The sequence below is a fragment of the Streptosporangium longisporum genome, from assembly GCF_039534895.1.
GTDB lineage: Bacteria > Actinomycetota > Actinomycetes > Streptosporangiales > Streptosporangiaceae > Streptosporangium > Streptosporangium longisporum.
This window is the reverse complement of record NZ_BAAAWD010000014.1, coordinates 624,517-643,041: the sequence shown is the minus strand read 5'-3', so window position 1 is coordinate 643,041 and position 18,525 is coordinate 624,517. Positions and strand designations below refer to the sequence as shown.

The window sequence follows — 18,525 nt, the reverse complement described above, 5'->3', positions numbered from 1 at the left end:
CGCGCGGTGAAACCCGTCACTTCACCCCGGTGAGAACCCGTTCGTCGCCCAGGGACTCCTCGGACCTCTTGTTCCGGGTCAGGTACACGTAGGCCAGCGCGCCGAGGAACAGGGCGATCGACGTCCACTGGTTCAGCCGCATCCCGAGGATCTCGTTGGCCGGGTCGACGCGCATGCCCTCGATCCAGAACCGGCCCGCGGTGTAGCCCGCTACGTACAGGGCGAAGAGCCGGCCGTGCCGCAGCGCGAAACGGCCGCCGATCCAGATCAGTGCCAGCGCCAGCGCCAGGCTCCACAGCGACTCGTACAGGAACGTGGGGTGATAGGTGGCGACGCCCGGCACGGTCCCGGGACGGCCCGGGTCGATCTCCAGCCCCCAGGGCAGGTCGGTCGGGCCGCCGAACAGTTCCTGGTTGAAGTAGTTGCACCACCGGCCGATGGCCTGGCCGATGGCGACGGCCGGGGCCACGGCGTCGGCGACCGCGCTCACCGCGATGCCCCGGCGGCGGCAGCCGATCCACACGCCCACCGCGCCCAGGGCGATGGCGCCCCAGATGCTCAGACCGCGCCAGCCCGGTCCGGAGTCGCTCCAGATCAGGATCGCGTCGATCGGCCGGTGGGGGGCGCCGGGCCCGAAGTACAGCTGCCAGTCGGTGATGACGTGGTACAGCCGCGCGCCCACGAGGCCGAACGGAATTCCCCACGTCGCCAGGTCCAGCATGGTCCCCGGTGCCCCACCGCGATTCCGCCAGCGGCGATCGGCGACGGCGACGGCCACCACGACCCCGAGCATGATGCAGATGGTGTAACCACGGATGGGCAGAGGCCCCAGATACCAGACCCCTTCGGAGGGGCTGGGAATGCCGGCGAGCACCATGGCAGGCAATCTAGTGCAGCCCGCCGCGATCACACATCCCACCGAAGTCCATATTTCGTACGCCTTCACCTCGCCGGCCGTTCCGAAGACCACGGTGCGCGCAGATCATGAGGAGGCGCCTGGAATCCGGACCCGGAATCCCGCTTGCCGGGACATGGGGGGCGGGAGACACTGCGGCATGCGTCCCTACGAGCAGGACGACGAGCTCAGGCGGATCGTCGACGAGCTGGGCGCCCGCGTCCACACGGGGTCGCGCGACGGTGGTCTCGACGCCGGACCTCTCGTCGAGCTGGCCTGCCTGGTGGAGGAGCAGGGCGTGTCCACCGCTGTCACGCGGGAGCTCCTCGAACGTCCCGCCGCCGAGCTGACGGCCGCCGACCTGGCCCGGCTGGGTGAGGCCCTTCTCGGCGACGTCGGCTTCGAGCCGTCCTTCGCGCTGGATCCGGGCCTGCCGGCGCCGCTGGAGGAGGCGCTGAGGATCGTGGAACGCGACGTGCGCGCCGCCGGGATCACCGGGAAGCTTCGGATGATCCTTCCCGACTGGGACGGCGTGGGCCTGGCATGGGTCGAGTTCCGGGGCGTCTGCCAGGGAAACGGCCTCGGATCCCGGAACGGTGGGCTCTGGGCCGTGGCCGACGCCACCCAGGAGGTGGTCATGGAGGTCCTCTGGAGGACGTGGCCGGTCTGCCCGGTGCACGACCGGGGCCTGCGCGCCGAACCGGGGGACGGGACCGCCGTGTGGCGCTGCACGGGCGGCGGGACGCACACCGTCGCGCCGGTGGGCGAACTACCGCCCGGACGCCGTCAGCGATCCGCCGGTCCGCGGGCCCGGCCCGGCTCCTGAGGGAAGCCGCCGGGGGAGATCAGGCCGGTCTCGTAGGCGACCACCACGGCCTGGACACGGTCGCGCAGGCCGAGCTTGGACAGGATGCGCGCGACGTGGGTCTTCACCGTGGCCATGCTGAGGGTCAGCCGGTCGGCGAGCTCGGCGTTGCTCAGGCCGGTGGCGAGCAGGCGCAGCACGTCCACCTCCCGGGGCGTCAGCCGGGACAGGTCACGGTGCAGGTCCGGCCGCACGGTGTCGTGGCGGGCGAACCGTTCGACCAGGCGGCGGGTGATGGTGGGCGCGAGCAGGGCGTCGCCGGAGCGCACCAGGCGTACCGCGGCCACCAGGTGCTCGGGGGTGACGTCCTTGAGCAGGAACCCGCTCGCCCCCGCGGCGAGCGCGGCGTACACGTAGTGGTCGAGGTCGTAGGTGGTCAGGATCAGCACGCGGGTGTCCTCGGCGCCGTCCGCGAGGATCCGCCGGGTGGCTTCGAGGCCGTCCATCCTCGGCATCCGGATGTCCATGAGCACGACGTCGGGCCTGGTACGGCGGACCGCGGCGACGGCCTCCTCCCCGTCGGCGGCCTCGGCCGTCACGTCGATGCCGTCGGCGGCGAGGATCATGCGGAATCCCGTGCGTACCAGTGCCTGGTCGTCGGCGATGACGGCGCGCAACCGCTCGGTCATGCCGCCCTCCACGGGATACGGGCCCCGATCCGGAATCCGCCCCCGGCCGTCGGCCCCGCGTCCAGGGTGCCGCCGTAGACGGCGAGCCGCTCGCGCAGCCCGATCAGCCCCCTGCCGCCGCCGGTCCGCGGTCCGGCGCTCGGTGTCCCGCCGGTGTCGGTCACCTCGATCTCCAGCCGGTCGCCGTCATGACCGATCGTCACGAACGCGGCGGCCCCGGCCGCGTGCTTGATCGTGTTGGTGAGGGCCTCCTGCACGACGCGGTAGGCGGCGAGGTCGATCCCGGGAGGAAGCGGCCCGATCGGCGACACCTCGACGCTCACCGGCACTCCGGCGGCGCGGACCCGTTCCACCAGGGCGTCGAGCCGGTCGAGCCCGGGCTGGGGTTCGAGCCCGTCGGAGAGCCCGTCGGAGAACTCGTCCGAGGGCCCGTCGAGGCGCTCGCCGCCCGGCCCGGCGAGCAGGCCCATGACGTTGCGCAGTTCGGCCATGGCGGCCCGGCCACCGGACTCGATCGCGAGCAGGGCCTGTTTCGACTGCTCCGGCTCCATGTCCATGACCTTGCGGGCCGCGCCGGCCTGGATCACCATCACGCTGACATTGTGGGTCACCACGTCGTGGAGCTCGGCGGCGATCCGGGAGCGCTCCTCCGCGACGGCCCTGCGCGTGGCGTCCTGCTGCTCCCGTTCCAGCTCGGCGAGCCGATGCCGGCCGGCCCCCAGCTGCCGCCGCCAGGAACGGACGAAGCCCCCGAAGACGCCGACGCTCAGCAGGACGACGAACGGCGCCATCCAGTCCGGCAGCCCGGGCGCGACGTTCCGGAAGGCGCCCCCGGCGAGCCCGGCCGCGAGCACCAGACCCCCCATCGCCAGGAACCGGTTACGGCCGTGGACGACGGCACCGTACGCGGCGACGGCGCAGGTCAGAACGGTGATCCAGGTCGCGACCCGGTACGTGGCCAGCGCCGCGGCCAGCACCACCCAGAAGGTGACGAGCGGGTACCGGCGCCGTACCGCCAGCGGCAACGCTGTCAGCGCCACGAGGAACACGGGCAGGACGTGGGATAGGAGCCAGGCGGGCACCGTGCCGGACGGATCACCGGAGGACGGGGACGAACCGTCGGACGGGACGCCAGGACGCGGTGGGCGGCCGGGCGCGGGATCCGGGATCGACGGCATGTCGGTCATCGACGGCAGGTCGGGCATCGACGGCATGTCGGGCAGCGAGGGGAGGTCGGCCATCGGCGGCAGGGAGGAGGCGGTGGGCCGGAGCCGCAGGTACTCGATCACCTCTGGCTGGTCCGCGGCGGGGCCGGTCACCGGATATCTCACCGACACGGTCACCGCGACGGCCGTCAGGACGAGCGCGACCACCACGTCCGCGGTGAGGGCTCCGCGAGACGGTCCCGGGCGGCCACCGTCACCACCCGGCCCCGGTGTGTCCCGGACGCCGCGCCGGTCCGGACGGTCCTCGTCCGGCCGGTCGTCCGGGTTCAGCAGGCGCCGCCACCACGCCGGTCGCTCATCGGTCTCCACCGGCACATTGTCACGCCTGCCCGCCTGTCCCACATCGGCCGTCGTGACGGGGCCCGTGTCTCGGGGAGTACATCGCGGGGATGACCCGGCGGCCCCTGGTTCCCAGGAGGTACGCGATCTCGGCAGGACGGCCGACGCGCGCCGGCGGGGGCGGTGCCTAGTTTCGTTCCCACCGTCACGTCGCTCCGGGACCACGACCTCACCGAAGGCACGCGGCGCTGTTCACGACCACCTTTCGGACCCCATCAGGAGGACGCAGCGTGACCGCTGTCCTGGAAGCCCGGGCACTCGGCAAGAAGTACGGCAGGCGCTGGGCGCTGAGCGAGTGCACCATCGACATCCCGGCGGGTCGCGTCGTCGGGCTGGTGGGTCCCAACGGGGCCGGCAAGACCACGCTGCTGAAGCTCGCGAGCGGCCAGCTGGAGCCGACGGCGGGCGGTATCACCGTGCTCGGTGGCTGGCCGGGGAGCACGTCCGCGCAGCTGGCGCGGGTCGGTTTCGTCGCCCAGGACACCCCCCTCTACCCGGCACTGACCGTGGCCGAGCACCTGCGGCTGGGGGCCCGGCTCAACCCCGGCTGGGACGAGGTCATGGCGCGGGACCGGATCGCGCGGCTCGGCCTGGTTCCCGCTCATCGGGCGGGCCGGTTGTCGGGCGGTCAGCGTGCCCAGCTCGCCCTCACCCTCGGCGTGGCCAAGCGGCCCGAGCTGCTGATCCTGGACGAGCCCGTCGCCTCGCTCGACCCGCTGGCCCGCCGCGAGTTCATGCGGGAGCTGATGGAGGCCGTCGTCGAACACCGGCTCAGCGTCGTGCTCTCCTCCCACCTGATCTCCGACCTGGAAAAGGTCTGCGACTTCCTGATCGTCCTCGCCGGTTCCCACGTCCGGGTGGCCGGGGAGGTCGACCGGTTGCTGGCCGGCCACCACCGGCTCACCGGCCCGCGCCGCGACCCCGACCGCCTTCCCGCGGGCCGGCACGTGATCTCCGCGCGTCACACCGACCGGCAGAGCACGTACGTGGTCCGTACCGATTCCCCGATCCACGACCCCGCCTGGACGGTCACCCCGCTCGGCCTGGAGGACCTCGTCCTGGCCTACATGGACGAGCGGCCCACAAAGAACCGGCCGGTCGCCACGGAGGTGCGGCGATGATCTGGCTGACCTGGCGCCAGTTCCGCGGCTCGGCCGCGATGACGGCCGCCGTCCTCGTGGTGCTCGCCACGACCTTGGCCCTGACCGGCCCGGGCCTGGCCTCCGGCTACGCCGCCGGGATCGCCGACTGCATTCCGGACGACACCTGCCCGGACTTCTTCGACCGGTTCTTCGGCGAGTACGACATCCCCTTCCTCGCCCTCACGCTCGTCGTGCTGGTCCTGCCGGCGCTGATCGGGCTCTTCTGGGGGGCGCCGCTGATCACCCGTGAGCTGGAGGCGGGCACGCACCTGCTGGTGTGGAACCAGAGCGTCACCCGCGGCCGCTGGCTGGCGGTCAAGCTCGGGCTCATCGGCCTGACCGCCGTGCTCGCCGCCGGTGCGTGCGGTCTGCTGGTGACCTGGTGGTCCGGTCCGCTGGACAGGTCGGCCGTGCCGGAGCTGGCGATGATGGCCCCCCTGGTGTTCGGCGCGCGCGGCATCGCCCCGATGGGGTACGCGGCCTTCGCCTTCGTCCTGGGCGTGACCGTGGGCATGCTGGTGCGCCGCACGCTGCCGGCCATGGCCCTGACCCTGGCCGTCTTCGTCGCGATCCAGCTCGCCGTGCCGCTGCTGGTCCGCCCCCACCTGATGCCCCCGGTCACCGGCACCTTCGAGATCAACCGGGAGAACATGGACGGCCTCGGCGCGCCGGAAGGCGGATCCCTGCAGATCTTCCTGAGGACGTCGGCCGTTCCCGGCCACGCGGGCGCCTGGGTGCTGTCCAGCAGGCTGGTCGATCCGTCCGGACGGACGATCTCCGGCGGGGACGGGAGCTCGGGACCGTCGTCGACGATCGTGCGGGCCGTCCCGGTCTCCACGACGTCGGGCCCCTGTTCACCGCAGGGACTCCCCGCGGGGGGATGCGTGGCCGAGATCAACCGGCTCGGCTACCGGCAGCGGGCGAGCTACCAGCCGCTGGAGCGCTTCTGGCCCTTCCAGTGGATCGAGACCGGGATCTACGCCCTGCTCGCCCTCGGCCTCGCGTGGTCGTCCTTCTGGTGGATCCGGAGACGCCCGTCATGACCCTCATCAGGATCGCGGCCTGCGGGCTCGCCCTCCTCCTGGTGGCGGCCTGCACCACGCCGGAGCCGCCGCGCGTCCAGGCGGGCACGGTGGCCGGTACGGCCTGCACGCCGCCCACGGGTCCCGTCGAGGCGGAGACGGCCACCACGATCGACGTCGTCGAGCAGGCCTACCTCTGCATCCTCGGCAGGTACCACGGCGGCGCGACGCTGGACGCCCGCTCGCTGCTGACCACCGGATTCGCGGCCCTGACACGGGAGCTCGACCGCAGCGGACGCGAGGTGCCCGAGGCGGTCATGCCCGCGCTGACCGGTGACCGCGGAACCGACTGGGCCGCCTTCGAGACCGCCTACCGGAAGATCGCCGACCGGGTGCCCGACCTGCGCGACAGGCTGGCCGCCGTCACCCTGCGGGCGCTGGTGGCCGCCCTCGGCGACGGCCACGCCCGCTGGACGCGCCAGGACGGACGGCCGCCCGGCCACTACGACGGCGACGGCTACGGCCTGGGTCTGCAGACCAACGTCACCGGCCCGCGGGCGGACACCGGCCCCGGCAGCGCCGTGGCCCCGCTGTTCGTCACCGGAGTGCTCGGCGGCGCGGCGCGGGCCGCCGGGCTGCGTCCCGGCGACGTCATCGAATCGATCAACGACTCCGCACCCTTCGCCGACGACAGGGCCGGCCCGGCCATCGCCGCCCTCCATCCCGAGTACCCGGAGGCGCGGCCGGTCCGGCTGCGGCTGCTGCGGCAGGCCACCGGCCGCCGCTGGTCCGTCACGCTCAGGCCCGGCCTCTTCCCGCAGGACCCGGCCGACCTGCGGGTGGTGCGATCGGAACTGCTGGACGGCGATGACGGCGATGACGGCGACGGCGGCGGCATCGCCTACGTGCGGATGACCGGGTTCACCCCCGACTCCGCGAACCGGGCCCTGCGGGCGATCGCCAGGCTGCGCACCGGCCGGACACTGTCCGGCCTCGTGCTGGACCTGCGCGGCAACGGCGGCGGCAGCCCCCTGGAGGCGACCCGGCTGCTGAGCGCGTTCGTCCACGGCAGGAACACCGCCTACCGGTGCACCGCCGACGGCACCTGCCGGGCCACGCCGACCGACGACACCGTCGAGCTGCTCGGTCTGCCGTCGGTGGTGCTCGTCGACCGCGGCTGCGCCTCGGCGTGCGAGCACTTCAGCTCCGCGGTCAAGGACCTGCGCATCGCCCCGCTGGTCGGCACCAGGACCGCCGGAGTGATCTCCGGCCCGGTAGGGACGTACCTGCTCGGTGACAACACCTTCCTGCACCTGCCCACCGGGTACCACCTCGGGCCGAACCGCGAGGTGATCGACCGGATCGGCGTGCCGCCCGACCACCACGTGCCGCTGACCCCCAAGGACGCGGCCGCCGGACGCGACCCCGCACTGGCCAAGGCCCTGACCCTGCTGCGCACGTGAGGGACCCCACCATGAGAAGACTCCTGACCCTCGCCGCCGGGCTGGCCGTCCTGGCCGCGTCCGCCTGCTCCGCGCCCGCGGCGCCCAGGTCCGACGCGCTGCGGGCCGAACCGCCCGGCCCCGTGACCCTGCCCGCCCCCACCGGCCCTCATCCGGTCGGCACCACCGCCCTGCACCTGACCGACACCTCCCGCCCCGACCCCTGGAACCCCGACGCGGACGCCAGGGAGCTCAAGGTCACCCTGTGGTACCCGACCCGGCAGCGTCACGGGCGGCGCACGCCCTACATGACGGCCAGGGAGGCGGAACTCCTCCTGAAGGGCTCCGGGACCTCGGCCGTGCCGTCCGGCACGCTGAGCAGGACCCGGACCAACGCCGTCGAGGACGCCGCCCCCTCCGGACGCGGGCTGCCGCTGGTGGTGCTCTCCCCGGGCTTCACCAAGCCGGTGAGCACCCTCACCTCCCTGGCCGAGGACCTGGCCGGCCGCGGGTACGTCGTGGCCGGGATCGACCACACCCACGAGAGCCACGCCACCACCCTGTCCGACGGCCGGGTCGCCGAATGCCTCGCCTGCGACAGCAGCACCGACCCCGGCTTCGGCGCCGGGCTGGTCCGGGGCCGGGCCGCCGACGTCTCCTTCGTCCTCGACCGGCTGACCTCCACCCCGAGGCATTCCGGCCTGATCGACCGGAAAAGGATCGCGATGGCGGGCCAGTCGATCGGCGGGGCCGCGACCGTGGCGGCCATGGTCGAAGACCCGCGCATACGCGCCGGGATCAATATGGACGGCACCACCTACGCCCGCATCCCCAAGGGGGGCCTCTCCCGGCCGTTCATGTTCCTGGGGTCGCGCGAACACGTCCCGGGCGGTCGCGACACCTCCTGGGACCGCGACTGGAGGCTGCTGACCGGGTGGAAGCGCTGGCTCGTGCTGTCGGGCGCCGAACACCAGTCCTTCACCGACATCCCCCTGCTGGCGGGCGTCCTGGGCCTCGAACCCCTCCCCGGCATGCTGCCCGCGGCCCGTGGCTCGGAGCTCACCCGCACCTACGTGGCGGCCTTTTTCGACCGGCACCTGAGATCACGGCGACAGCCCCTCCTGGGCGGGCCGTCGTCACGCCATCCCGAGGCCGGTTTCTGCCCGGCGACCTGCGGCCGGTCCTGAACCTCCGCGCTTCCCGGCACGCGGGGCACGGATGCCGGGCCTCAGGCCCGTGGCCGCGGCCACGGAGACCCCGGGCATGCGCGCCGTCCCCCCGTACCGCACCGATCCCCTGAGGACGGGTCGCCGGACGGCCCCGGGCGGCCGGCCGGACGTCGAGGGGAGCCCATCAAGAGTGGAGTCACTCAATATCTTTAATTGTTCAGGTTTATGGGGGTATATTGGAGCCATGACCGCATCCCAGCCCCCGACCATCGCCGAGGAGCTGCGAGGTGCCGGCCTACGGGTGACTGCGGCCCGTGTCGCGCTACTCGAAACCGTCCGAAACGGTGACCATCTCGGTGTCGAGGCGCTCACCTCCGGAGTTCGTGATCGTATCGGCCAGGTGTCCCTCCAGGCCGTGTACGAAGGCCTCCACGCGCTCACCACCGCGGGGCTCGTCCGTCGTATAGAACCGCCGGGCAGTCCGGCCCTCTTCGAGGGGCGGGTCGGCGACAACCACCACCACATCGTGTGCCGATCGTGCGGTGTCGTCGCCGACGTCGACTGCGCGGTCGGCGAGGCGCCCTGCCTGACCGCGTCCGACGATCACGGTTTCGCGATCGACGAGGCCGAGATCATTTACTGGGGCGTGTGCCTCACCTGTTCCACCGCCAGCTGATCCGGAAGGATTTTCATGACCGAGAACCACGACGCGACCGGCTTCGACCCGAAGAGCGGGGGTGAAGGGGGCGGCTGCCCGGTCGCGCACGACTCCGTGACCGCGCACGGCAGCGAGAGCGAGAACCCGGCCATCGACTCGCCGACCCCGAAGACCGGCGGTCGGCCGCACACGAACCGGGACTGGTGGCCCAACCAGCTCGACCTGTCGATCCTGCGCTCGCACTCCTCCAAGACCACCCCGCTGGCGGAGGACTTCGACTACGCCAAGGAGCTCGAGAAGCTCGACGTCGAGGCCCTCAAGCGGGACATCACCGAGGTGCTCACCACCTCGCAGGACTGGTGGCCGGCCGACTTCGGCCACTACGGCGGCCTGATGATCCGGATGAGCTGGCACGCCGCGGGCACCTACCGCATCCACGACGGCCGCGGCGGGGCCGGTGACGGCTCCCAGCGTTTCGCCCCGCTCAACAGCTGGCCCGACAACGCCAACCTCGACAAGGCCCGGCGGCTGCTGTGGCCGGTCAAGCAGAAGTACGGCCAGAAGATCTCCTGGGCCGACCTGCTCGTGCTCGCCGGCAACGTCGCCCTGGAGTCCATGGGGTTCAAGACCTTCGGCTTCGGTTTCGGCCGCGAGGACATCTGGGAGCCGGAGGAGATCATCTGGGGTCCGGAGGACGCCTGGCTGGGTGACGAGCGCTACGTCGCCGACAACGAGATGGCGCCGGACGTCGGCGCGGCCGAGATGGGCCTCATCTACGTCAACCCGGAGGGGCCCCGCGGCAGCGCGGACCCGCTCGCGGCGGCGTACTTCATCCGCGAGACCTTCAAGCGGATGGCCATGAACGACGAGGAGACCGTCGCCCTCATCGCCGGCGGCCACACGTTCGGCAAGACCCACGGCGCCGGGCCCGCGGACGGCCACGTCGGACCCGAGCCCGAGGCCGCGCCGCTGGAGACGCAGGGGCTGGGCTGGCTGAGCACCTACGGCACCGGCAAGGGCAAGGACACGATCACCAGCGGTCTCGAGGTGACGTGGACCGACCGGCCCACGCAGTGGAGCAACCGCTTCTTCGAGATCCTCTTCGGCCACGAGTGGGAGCTCACCACGAGCCCCGCCGGCGCGAAGCAGTGGGTCGCGAAGGACGCCGAGGCGATCATCCCCGACGCCCACGACCCGTCGAAGAAGCACAGGCCGACGATGCTCACGACCGACCTGTCGCTGCGCGTCGACCCGGCGTACGAGAAGATCTCCCGTCGCTTCCTGGAGAACCCCGACGAGTTCGCGCTGGCCTTCGCCAAGGCCTGGTACAAGCTGCTGCACCGCGACATGGGTCCGGTCAGCCGCTTCCACGGACCGTGGGTCCCCGAGCCCCAGCTGTGGCAGGACCCGGTGCCGGCCGTCGACCACGAGCTGGTGGGTGACGACGACATCGCCGCCCTGAAGGCCAAGGTCCTGGAGTCCGGTCTCACGACCGCCCAGCTGGTCTCCACCGCCTGGGCCTCCGCCGCGAGCTTCCGGTCCACCGACAAGCGCGGCGGCGCCAACGGCGCCAGGATCCGCCTGGAGCCGCAGCGGAACTGGGAGGTCAACCAGCCCGAGCAGCTCGGGAAGGTCCTGGACGTCCTCGAGGGCATCCAGCGCGAGTTCAACGAGGCCGGCGGGGCGAAGATCTCGCTCGCCGACCTGATCGTGCTGGCCGGCTCGGCCGCCGTCGAGAAGGCGGCGCGCGACGCCGGCGTGACGGTGACGGTGCCGTTCCGCCCGGGCCGCACCGACGCCACCCAGGAGCAGACCGACGTCGAGTCCTTCCAGGTCCTCGAGCCCCGCGCCGACGGGTTCCGCAACTACCTGGCCGACGGCGTGAAGATCCAGCCGGAGACGCTGCTCGTCGACCGTGCCTACATGCTCAACCTGACCCCGCCCCAGATGACCGTCCTGCTGGGCGGCCTGCGCTCCCTCGGGGCCAACGTCGGCGGCAGCCGGCACGGCGTCCTCACCGACCGGCCCGGCGTGCTCACCAACGACTTCTTCACCAACCTGCTCTCCCCGGGAACCCGGTGGAAGGCGTCGGAGTCCGAGGAGCACGTGTACGAGATCCGGGACGTGAACACCGACGAGGTGAAGTGGACCGCCACCGCGGTCGACCTCGTCTTCGGCTCCAACTCCCAGCTGCGGGCCCTCGCCGAGGTCTACGCCAGCCAGGACGCCTCGGACAAGTTCGTGACCGACTTCGTCGCGGCCTGGACCAAGGTCATGGAGCTCGACCGGTTCGACCTCGCCTGATCCGTTCCACCTGATCCGTTCCACCCGGCGAGCCCGGTCGAGCCACCACGGCCGGCCGGGCTCGCCCGTTGCCGGACCCGGTGATCGACCGGATGAGCGTGACGTCGCGGGCTGAGACCGCGGCGTTCCGGGCGGAGCCCCGCGGCCTTCCGCCCGGAGGTCGGCGGCCTCCGGGCGGAGGTCAGCCGCTCTTCGGGGTGACGAGGGGGACCAGGGTACGGTCGCCGACGTCGGTCATGAAGGCCAGCGGCCTCACCGAGGCGCCGACGAACGCGGCCAGCGCGGGCCTGCCCGAGGCCCTGGCCAGGCCGGGTCCCAGCGCGGCCATCAGCGCGGTGAGCGCGGGCAGCGGCCGGACCCACATGGTGACCTCCTCGATCAGCCCGTCGTCGTCGAGACGGACCAGGGCGGCCTCCTCCAGCTCGTGGTGGCCGAGCCGGGCGGTGGCGGCGAGCATGCGGGTGCGGTCGTCGCCGACGTCGGTGTGGTAGCGAAGGTCCCGCAGAGCTCCGAGGGCGACGCCGAAGAGCCGGCGGATCTCGGCGTGCCCGGAGAAGCCGGCCCTGCTGCTGAGCGGGGAGCGGAAAACCACCGTGGGGGCGAGCGTCGACATCAGGGCGTCGACGTCCTTTGCCTCTCCGGCCTCGCGATAGCGCTGAGTGATGGCGTTCATGGAGCCTCCGGTGAGTCCTGAAAGTGAACTATGTGGGTTCACTTTAGCAACTGACTATGCTGGGGTCATGAACAGGTTCGGGGAGATGCACTGCTCGATCGCGCAGGCCGTCGGCGTGGTGGCCGAGCCGTGGACGCCGCTGATCCTGCGGGACCTGTTCCTCGGGCTGCGCCGCTTCGACCAGCTGAGCGAGGACCTCGGGATCTCGCGGAACCTGCTCACCCAGCGCCTGGACCGCCTGCAGGCGGCGGGCGTGGTGGAGAAAGTGGCGTACCAGGAACGGCCGGTCCGCCACGAGTACCACCTGACCGAGGCGGGACGCGACATCGTGCCCGCGCTGATCACCCTGATGGCCTGGGGCGACCGGTGGTCCACGCCGCCCGGCGGGCCACCCGCCCTGCTGGTCCACTCCTGCGGCGAGCGGTTCACGCCCACGGTGACGTGCCCGCACTGCGGCGGTCCCGCCGACGCGGACACGATCACGGTCGTCGCCGGCCCCGGCGCCGCGCAGGGCCCGGGGACGATGGTGCTGGCCAGGCCCGACTAGCGGCCCCGTCGTGCCGCTCCTCACCGAGGAGACCGCTCCGCCCGGTGCCCGGCCTGTCCGGGATGTCCCTGGCGTCGCTGGTGTCCAGGATGGCCCGCCCGCGTTCAAGGTGGTCTGCCCGTGTCCAGGATGGTCCGCCCATGTCGCCCACGCCGCGTCAACCGGCCGGTCCACCGGTCGCCGGACCGCTTCCCGCGCGCTCGGGTCCCGGGGGAGCCGATCTCAGGGTGCGTACCTGAGGCGCGCAGACGGTGAACGCGGCGGCCGCGCAGACGAGCACGGCACACCCGGCGAGGGTGGGCCGGAGACCCAGCTCGCGCGCGCCGACACCGGCCGCCACCACCGCCACGGGAGCGAGCGCCAGCGATCCGAACCAGTCGTAGGCGCTCACCCTCGACACCGCGTGAGCGGGAACGTGCTGCTGGACGACCGTGTCCGCGAGGACCATCAGCAGGCCGCCGCCGACGCCCGCGACGACCGCACCGGCGACCACGACCGGCGCGGGCAGCGCGGCCGCCAGCAATGCGATGGGAACGGCACCGGCCGGGAGGAGCAGCGCCGCGACGAGGGCGGGACGACGGGGCCGGACCCAGCGGGCGACGACCGCACCGGCCAGGGTGCCGACGGCCTGACCGGCGAGGACCGCGGACCATGCCCGGGGCCCGCCCAGGTAGGACTGGGCGGCCGACGGCCCGAGTACCCCGGTGACGGCGGAGGTGACGGCGTAGCAGACCGAGTAGCCCGTCACCAGGACCCACAGCCACTGGCGGCCGGTGAACTCCCGCCACCCCGCGACGAGCTCCCCGGCCAGACCGGCCCCCGCCCCCGAGACCGAGACCGACGCCGGGACCGGGGCCGACCCCGAGGCCGGGACGGCCGGTCGTAGCGCGGCGAGGAGCACGGCCGCCAGCAGGTACGTGGCGGCGTCGACGGCCAGCGCCCAGCCGGCACCGGCCCACGCCACCGTCGGACCGGCGGCGACCAGTCCCACGGTCCGCGCCGTGTACGTGGCGGACCGCAGCACGGAGTTCGCCCGGGGACGCTCGGACGCGGGCACGACGTGCACCACCAGCCCGGTCAACGCCGGTCCCACCGGCGCGGCCGCCACACCGGCGACGACCGCGCAGGCCGACAGAAGGGGGACGGGCGCGGCGCCGGTGCCCACCATGACCGCCATGCCGCCCCACGCGAGACCGGCGGTCACCTCCGCGGCGGCCAGCAGGACGGTCCTCGGGAGGCGATCGGCCAGCACACCGCCGAGGAGGACCAGGAGCAGGTGGGGAACCGTCTGGCAGGCCACGATCAGCGACAGCGTGCCGGTGTCGGCTCCGGGCAGGCCGAGGACGCCGAACGCGAGCGCGACCGGCCCGAAGCCGGTGCCCGCCGAGGAGACGACCCGCGCGGCGAGCAGCAACCGGAAGTCACGACGCCACCCCGCCGCCCCCGGCCCCCGCGCCGTCGCGATACGCCGCGTGTTCGCCATGTTCCCGCAATGTACGCGGAAGCTCCTGTAGGGAAGCTGAGACGGATCGAGAGAACATCGAGAGGGACGGGGACACGGTGCTGTTCTCCACGACGACAGGGCGGCAGAAGGCGAAGAACCTCGGACGTGACCCACGGGTCAGCCTCACGGTCTACGACACCGGGGACCCGTACCACTCGGTGGACATCCGCGGCACCGCCGAGCTCGTCCGGGACGAGGAGAAGTCGCTGCCGCGCAGGCTCTCGCAGAAGTACCTCGGCGAGGACCCTCCACCCGAGCCGGAGGAGACGCTTCGGCTGGTCGTCCGGGTGACCCCGCAAAAGATCACCGGCTTCGTCCGATAGGAACACCCGGCCGTACGGCGGTCCGGGCCACCGGCCTCCGGGACCGGCCCCCAGCGGCCCTCGATCGCCCGTCTTGTCGGTACGGTTTTGGCCGAGCAGAGTGATGAGTGGACCGAGGCCCGCCGCTGTAGGGGTCTGGACGTTCTGGCCAAGACCCGGATGGGCCTTCTCGTCGGCGACACACCGCAGCAGAACCCAATTCCGCAGAGACTTGCCGCTTTACCTGCAGAAACAGGATCACGCGAAGGTCAACTCATACACCACTTCGCTGGACGTGACCCACGGAGACAAGACGAAGTCCTTACCGGAGAAACCCTCTTGGCCTGGAAATTCGGTAATCGGAGTCACTGAGCCTGCGACGGAAGCACATGGACCTGGACAATGTGGTGATCCAAGCGTTCTGGCAGGCCGAGCGGTTTCGATACCGGCCCGGACGTAAGAATCCGCACACCTGCGTTGCCCGGTTCCATCGCCGTCTCTGCCTGAAGGGTCACACAAGGCCAAGCGCGCCTTTGGACGTCAGTACTTCCACCTCATCGTGTGCCGTAAAAATTGCACGGAGCGCAGGGGCATGTTCGAGATTCTGTCCCGCCGACCGTACCGAGCCCGCTCTCGCACGCGCGGATCGTGTCGAGGATTGAACGATGGCAAAGGCAAGCGGGTCCAGCCCCCTGTCCCTTCGCCCCTGATCGTCCTCCGCCCCCCACAGGAAGGCGCAGAAGCTCGGACAGGTGGAAAGAGCGGGATCTCATGTGGTGCACGCCTGATGGTGACTCGATCGCTGAGAGCGACTGGGACGACCGAAACAACTCCCGCGTCCCGCCGAGATCGACAAGGATGCCCACGTTCACGATGCGCGCCACACGGCCAGGGATGGGCATCCGAGTGATTCAGGCGGCCTCGGCCACTCCCCGCTCACCACGACCGAGCGGTACACCCGCATCCCCGAGACGCCCTCGATCGAGGCGGCGGGCCGGAAGGGACGGGTACGTGGGTCCCCTGACGGCGACGGACCGGCCGTCGTAACCGCAGCCGGAAATGCAACCGGGCAGACTTCCCGATCATGAAAATAGGGAGTCTGCCCAGGTCATTGAGGTAGGGCGCCTGGGACTCGAACCCAGAACCTACGGATTAAAAGTCCGCAGCTCTAACCATTGAGCTAACGCCCCGCAGGTGACAGCGTACCGAGGATAGTGTCCACTAACGTCCGTCGCCAGGCCCATTCATGGTCACCTGTTTGCGGAACGGCAGGTGGAGGGCCGGGACGGCTCCTAGAGTGGCAGGCATGACGAGCTCGGGGCTTGAGCCCGCCCGCGGTGCCCACGTCTCCACCGTCTCCACGCGGCAAGGGTATGTCGTGGTGGACGTGGAGACCACCGGATTCTCCCCGTCGAGGGGCGACCGGATCTGCGAGATCGCGCTCGTCTCGCTGGACGCCCGGGGCGAGACCGTCGACGAGTGGCACTCGCTGGTCGACCCCCGCCGCCCCACCGGGGCCGTGCACGTCCACGGGATCACCGGCGCGATGGTCGCGGGAGCGCCGATGATCGAGGAGCTGCTGGACGAGATCTGGCGGCGGGTCGCCGGCCGGGTCCTGGTGGCTCACAACGCCTCCTTCGACCTGCGATTCCTGCGGCCGCTTCCCGGGAGCGAGTGGGTGAGCGAGACCCTGTGCACGCAGCGGCTGGCCCCCGGTTTCCTGCCGGAGGGCAGGTGGACGCTGGCCGCGTGCTGCGAGCGCGCGGAGATCCCGCTCACCCGTGCCCATGCCGCCCTGGCCGACGCCCGCGCCACCGCCGATCTGCTCCGCTTCTTCATGGCCTGCGGCGCCTCCTGGGAGGACGAGCTCCGCAAGGCCGCCGAGACCCCCGAGTGGCGGCCCTCCGGCCTGCCCCAGAGGCATCCCCGCCCGCGGTGACCCGGGCGGGCGTCACCGTCCCGCAGCGGCCTCAGTGGCGAGGACGGAACCGTCCCGCCGTGACCCCGGGCGAGAACGGAACCGGCCCGTGGTGACCCTGAGGCGAGAACGGGACCGGCCCGTCCGGGCGACGGTCCGCGTGGACGTCAGCGGTAGGCGGCGATGCCGGTCAGGGCCTCGCCGAGGACCAGCGTGTGGATCTCCTGGGTGCCCTCGTAGGTCAGCACGCTCTCCAGGTTGTTCATGTGCCGGATCACCGGGTACTCCAGCGTGATGCCGTTGCCGCCCAGGATGGAGCGCGCCTGGCGGGCGATGTCCAGGGCCGCGCGGACGTTGGCGAGCTTGCCGAAGCTCACCTGACGCGGCGTGAGGGTCCCCGCGTCCTTGAGGCGGCCCAGGTGCAGGGCGGTGAGCTGCGCCTGTCCCAGGCCGACGTACATCCAGGCGAGCTTGTCCTGGGTGAGCTGGAAGCCACCGATGGGCCTGCCGAACTGGACGCGGGACGTGGAGTAGTCGACGGCCGCCTCCAGGCAGGCGCGGGCGGCGCCGGCCACGCCCCAGACGATGCCGAAGCGGGCCTCCGACAGGCACGACAGCGGGCCCTTGAGGCCTCGTACACCGGGCAGTACGGCCGACGCGGGCAGGCGGACGTCGTCGAAGTAGAGGGAGGAGGTCACCGAGGCCCGCAGGGACATCTTCTTGTGGATCTCCGGGGCGGTGAAGCCCGGGGTGCCGGCCGGCACCACGAACCCGCGGACGCCCTCTGAGGTCTGCGCCCAGACCACCGCGACGTCGGCGATCGAGCCGTTGGTGATCCACATCTTGGCGCCGTTGAGGATCCAGTCACCCGAGGGGTCCTGCTCGGCGTGGGTGCGCATCCCCGCGGGGTCGGAGCCGTGGTCGGGCTCGGTCAGCCCGAAGCAGCCGATCGCCTCGCCCGCGGCCATCCGGGGGAGCCACTCCTCCTTCTGCTCGTCCGAGCCGTACTTCCAGATCGGGAACATCGCGAGCGAGCCCTGGACGGACACGAACGACCGCAGCCCGGAGTCCCCGGCCTCCAGCTCGCGGCAGGCCACGCCGTAGGAGACCGCGTCCAGGCCCGCGCAGCCGTACCCGTCCAGGTGCATGCCCAGCAGGCCGAGCGAGCCGAGCGCCGGGGCCAGCTCGCGGGCCGGGAAGGCCGCCTGTTCGAACCAGTCGCCGACGTACGGGAGCACCTTGTCCGCGACGAGGTCCCGTACGGTGTCGCGGATGAGCCTCTGCTCCTCGGAGAGCTCGTCGTCGATGCGCAGGAGATCGTCCATGGTGTCCCTCTCTCGTCGGCCCTGTCAGGGTATTGCGGCCCCGGACGGGGTGCATGTCAGGGTCCTGCCAGGGGGAATCCCGATGTGAGACCGTCCCTCGGCCGGGCATTCTCGATACATGAACGAAAACGACTTCTCAGGCGTCAAGAAGCTCCAGCGGACCAGGGACGGGCGCATCGTCGCGGGTGTGGCCTCCGGTCTCGGACGGTACACCGGTATCGACCCCAACATCATCCGTGCGGCCCTCGCCGTCGCCACCTTCTTCGGAGGGCTCGGCGTGGCCGTCTACGCGATCGGCTGGGCGCTCCTGCCCGAGGAGGGGCACGAGCGGTCGGTCCTGCAGGACGTGATCGACAAGAACAAGGACAACCCGATCTGGGTGGACGCCAGGACCAAGGCCGAGCAGGGCTGGGCCAAGGCCACCAGCCAGCACCGCGCCCCGAACCGGCCGGTCGCGGACTACCCCACCCACCAGGAGCCCTTCCCGCCGGCTCCCGAGCCCGTCGTCACCCCGGCGCCGTACCAGGCGCCCAGGCAGGGCGACGACCTCCGTCCCCAGGGCTGA

17 protein-coding genes and 1 tRNA gene are annotated in these 18,525 nt (G+C 71.9%); 11 read left to right on the top strand and 7 right to left on the bottom strand.

Annotated elements, in window-relative coordinates; translation table 11 throughout:
• Positions 1 to 16 precede the first annotated feature (16 nt).
• Entirely contained in the window at positions 17 to 877 is an 861-nt protein-coding gene (lgt, locus tag ABD832_RS26195; protein WP_344899955.1) for a prolipoprotein diacylglyceryl transferase, read from the bottom strand.
• A 178-nt stretch (positions 878 to 1,055) separates the two neighbouring features.
• Between lgt and ABD832_RS26190 the strand changes: the two genes are divergently transcribed.
• On the top strand, positions 1,056 to 1,721 hold the full coding sequence (locus tag ABD832_RS26190) for a hypothetical protein (protein ID WP_344899953.1): 666 nt from the start codon (positions 1,056 to 1,058) through the stop codon (positions 1,719 to 1,721).
• On the opposite strand, the gene ABD832_RS26185 is transcribed toward ABD832_RS26190, so the two are convergent.
• Both ABD832_RS26185 and ABD832_RS26180 read right to left on the bottom strand, forming a co-directional pair.
• On the bottom strand, positions 1,682 to 2,389 hold the full coding sequence (locus ABD832_RS26185; RefSeq protein ID WP_344899951.1) for a response regulator: 708 nt from the start codon (positions 2,387 to 2,389) through the stop codon (positions 1,682 to 1,684). The genes ABD832_RS26190 and ABD832_RS26185 overlap by 40 nt on opposite strands.
• On the bottom strand, positions 2,386 to 3,924 hold the full coding sequence (locus ABD832_RS26180; RefSeq protein WP_344899949.1) for a sensor histidine kinase: 1,539 nt from the start codon (positions 3,922 to 3,924) through the stop codon (positions 2,386 to 2,388). The genes ABD832_RS26185 and ABD832_RS26180 overlap by 4 nt, the downstream gene beginning before the upstream one ends.
• Before the next feature lie 260 nt (positions 3,925 to 4,184).
• Here ABD832_RS26180 and ABD832_RS26175 point away from each other — a divergent pair, with 260 nt between their 5' ends.
• The 6 genes from ABD832_RS26175 to katG all read left to right on the top strand — a co-directional run bounded on the left by ABD832_RS26175 (position 4,185) and on the right by katG (position 11,691).
• Positions 4,185 to 5,075, top strand: a complete 891-nt coding sequence (locus ABD832_RS26175; RefSeq protein WP_344899947.1) for an ABC transporter ATP-binding protein — start codon at positions 4,185 to 4,187, stop codon at positions 5,073 to 5,075.
• Positions 5,072 to 6,139, top strand: coding sequence for an ABC-2 transporter permease (locus tag ABD832_RS26170; protein ID WP_344899945.1), 1,068 nt, complete (start codon positions 5,072 to 5,074; stop codon positions 6,137 to 6,139). Before ABD832_RS26175 ends, ABD832_RS26170 begins: the two co-directional genes overlap by 4 nt.
• Positions 6,136 to 7,581: a S41 family peptidase gene (locus ABD832_RS26165; protein WP_344899943.1), complete on the top strand. Its 1,446-nt coding sequence runs from the start codon at positions 6,136 to 6,138 to the stop codon at positions 7,579 to 7,581. Before ABD832_RS26170 ends, ABD832_RS26165 begins: the two co-directional genes overlap by 4 nt.
• 11 nt (positions 7,582 to 7,592) lie before the next feature.
• The gene (locus ABD832_RS26160; RefSeq protein ID WP_344899941.1) at positions 7,593 to 8,747 is read left to right on the top strand and encodes an alpha/beta hydrolase family protein; all 1,155 of its coding nucleotides are present in this window, start codon (positions 7,593 to 7,595) and stop codon (positions 8,745 to 8,747) included.
• Between the two features lie 226 nt (positions 8,748 to 8,973).
• Positions 8,974 to 9,405, top strand: a complete 432-nt coding sequence (locus ABD832_RS26155; protein WP_344899939.1) for a Fur family transcriptional regulator — start codon at positions 8,974 to 8,976, stop codon at positions 9,403 to 9,405.
• Between the two features lie 15 nt (positions 9,406 to 9,420).
• Positions 9,421 to 11,691, top strand: coding sequence for a catalase/peroxidase HPI (katG, locus tag ABD832_RS26150; RefSeq protein ID WP_344899937.1), 2,271 nt, complete (start codon positions 9,421 to 9,423; stop codon positions 11,689 to 11,691).
• A 181-nt stretch (positions 11,692 to 11,872) separates the two neighbouring features.
• On the opposite strand, the gene ABD832_RS26145 is transcribed toward katG, so the two are convergent.
• On the bottom strand, positions 11,873 to 12,364 hold the full coding sequence (locus ABD832_RS26145; RefSeq protein ID WP_344899935.1) for a nuclear transport factor 2 family protein: 492 nt from the start codon (positions 12,362 to 12,364) through the stop codon (positions 11,873 to 11,875).
• A 67-nt stretch (positions 12,365 to 12,431) separates the two neighbouring features.
• Between ABD832_RS26145 and ABD832_RS26140 the strand changes: the two genes are divergently transcribed.
• Positions 12,432 to 12,911, top strand: a complete 480-nt coding sequence (locus ABD832_RS26140; protein WP_344899933.1) for a winged helix-turn-helix transcriptional regulator — start codon at positions 12,432 to 12,434, stop codon at positions 12,909 to 12,911.
• 157 nt (positions 12,912 to 13,068) lie between these two features.
• Here the strand turns inward: ABD832_RS26140 and ABD832_RS26135 are convergent, their stop codons facing one another.
• On the bottom strand, positions 13,069 to 14,394 hold the full coding sequence (locus tag ABD832_RS26135; protein WP_344899931.1) for an MFS transporter: 1,326 nt from the start codon (positions 14,392 to 14,394) through the stop codon (positions 13,069 to 13,071).
• 56 nt (positions 14,395 to 14,450) lie between these two features.
• Between ABD832_RS26135 and ABD832_RS26130 the strand changes: the two genes are divergently transcribed.
• Positions 14,451 to 14,738: a TIGR03618 family F420-dependent PPOX class oxidoreductase gene (locus ABD832_RS26130; protein ID WP_344900084.1), complete on the top strand. Its 288-nt coding sequence runs from the start codon at positions 14,451 to 14,453 to the stop codon at positions 14,736 to 14,738.
• Positions 14,739 to 15,834: 1,096 nt separating this feature from the next.
• Here the strand turns inward: ABD832_RS26130 and ABD832_RS26125 are convergent.
• Positions 15,835 to 15,907: transfer RNA gene (locus ABD832_RS26125), tRNA-Lys, on the bottom strand.
• 116 nt (positions 15,908 to 16,023) lie between these two features.
• Between ABD832_RS26125 and ABD832_RS26120 the strand changes: the two genes are divergently transcribed.
• Complete coding sequence (locus tag ABD832_RS26120) at positions 16,024 to 16,656, top strand: 3'-5' exonuclease (RefSeq protein ID WP_344899929.1); 633 nt, start codon at positions 16,024 to 16,026, stop codon at positions 16,654 to 16,656.
• A 146-nt stretch (positions 16,657 to 16,802) separates the two neighbouring features.
• On the opposite strand, the gene ABD832_RS26115 is transcribed toward ABD832_RS26120, so the two are convergent.
• On the bottom strand, positions 16,803 to 17,960 hold the full coding sequence (locus ABD832_RS26115; protein ID WP_344899927.1) for an acyl-CoA dehydrogenase family protein: 1,158 nt from the start codon (positions 17,958 to 17,960) through the stop codon (positions 16,803 to 16,805).
• Between the two features lie 118 nt (positions 17,961 to 18,078).
• Here ABD832_RS26115 and ABD832_RS26110 point away from each other — a divergent pair, with 118 nt between their 5' ends.
• Positions 18,079 to 18,525, top strand: a complete 447-nt coding sequence (locus ABD832_RS26110; protein WP_344899925.1) for a PspC domain-containing protein — start codon at positions 18,079 to 18,081, stop codon at positions 18,523 to 18,525.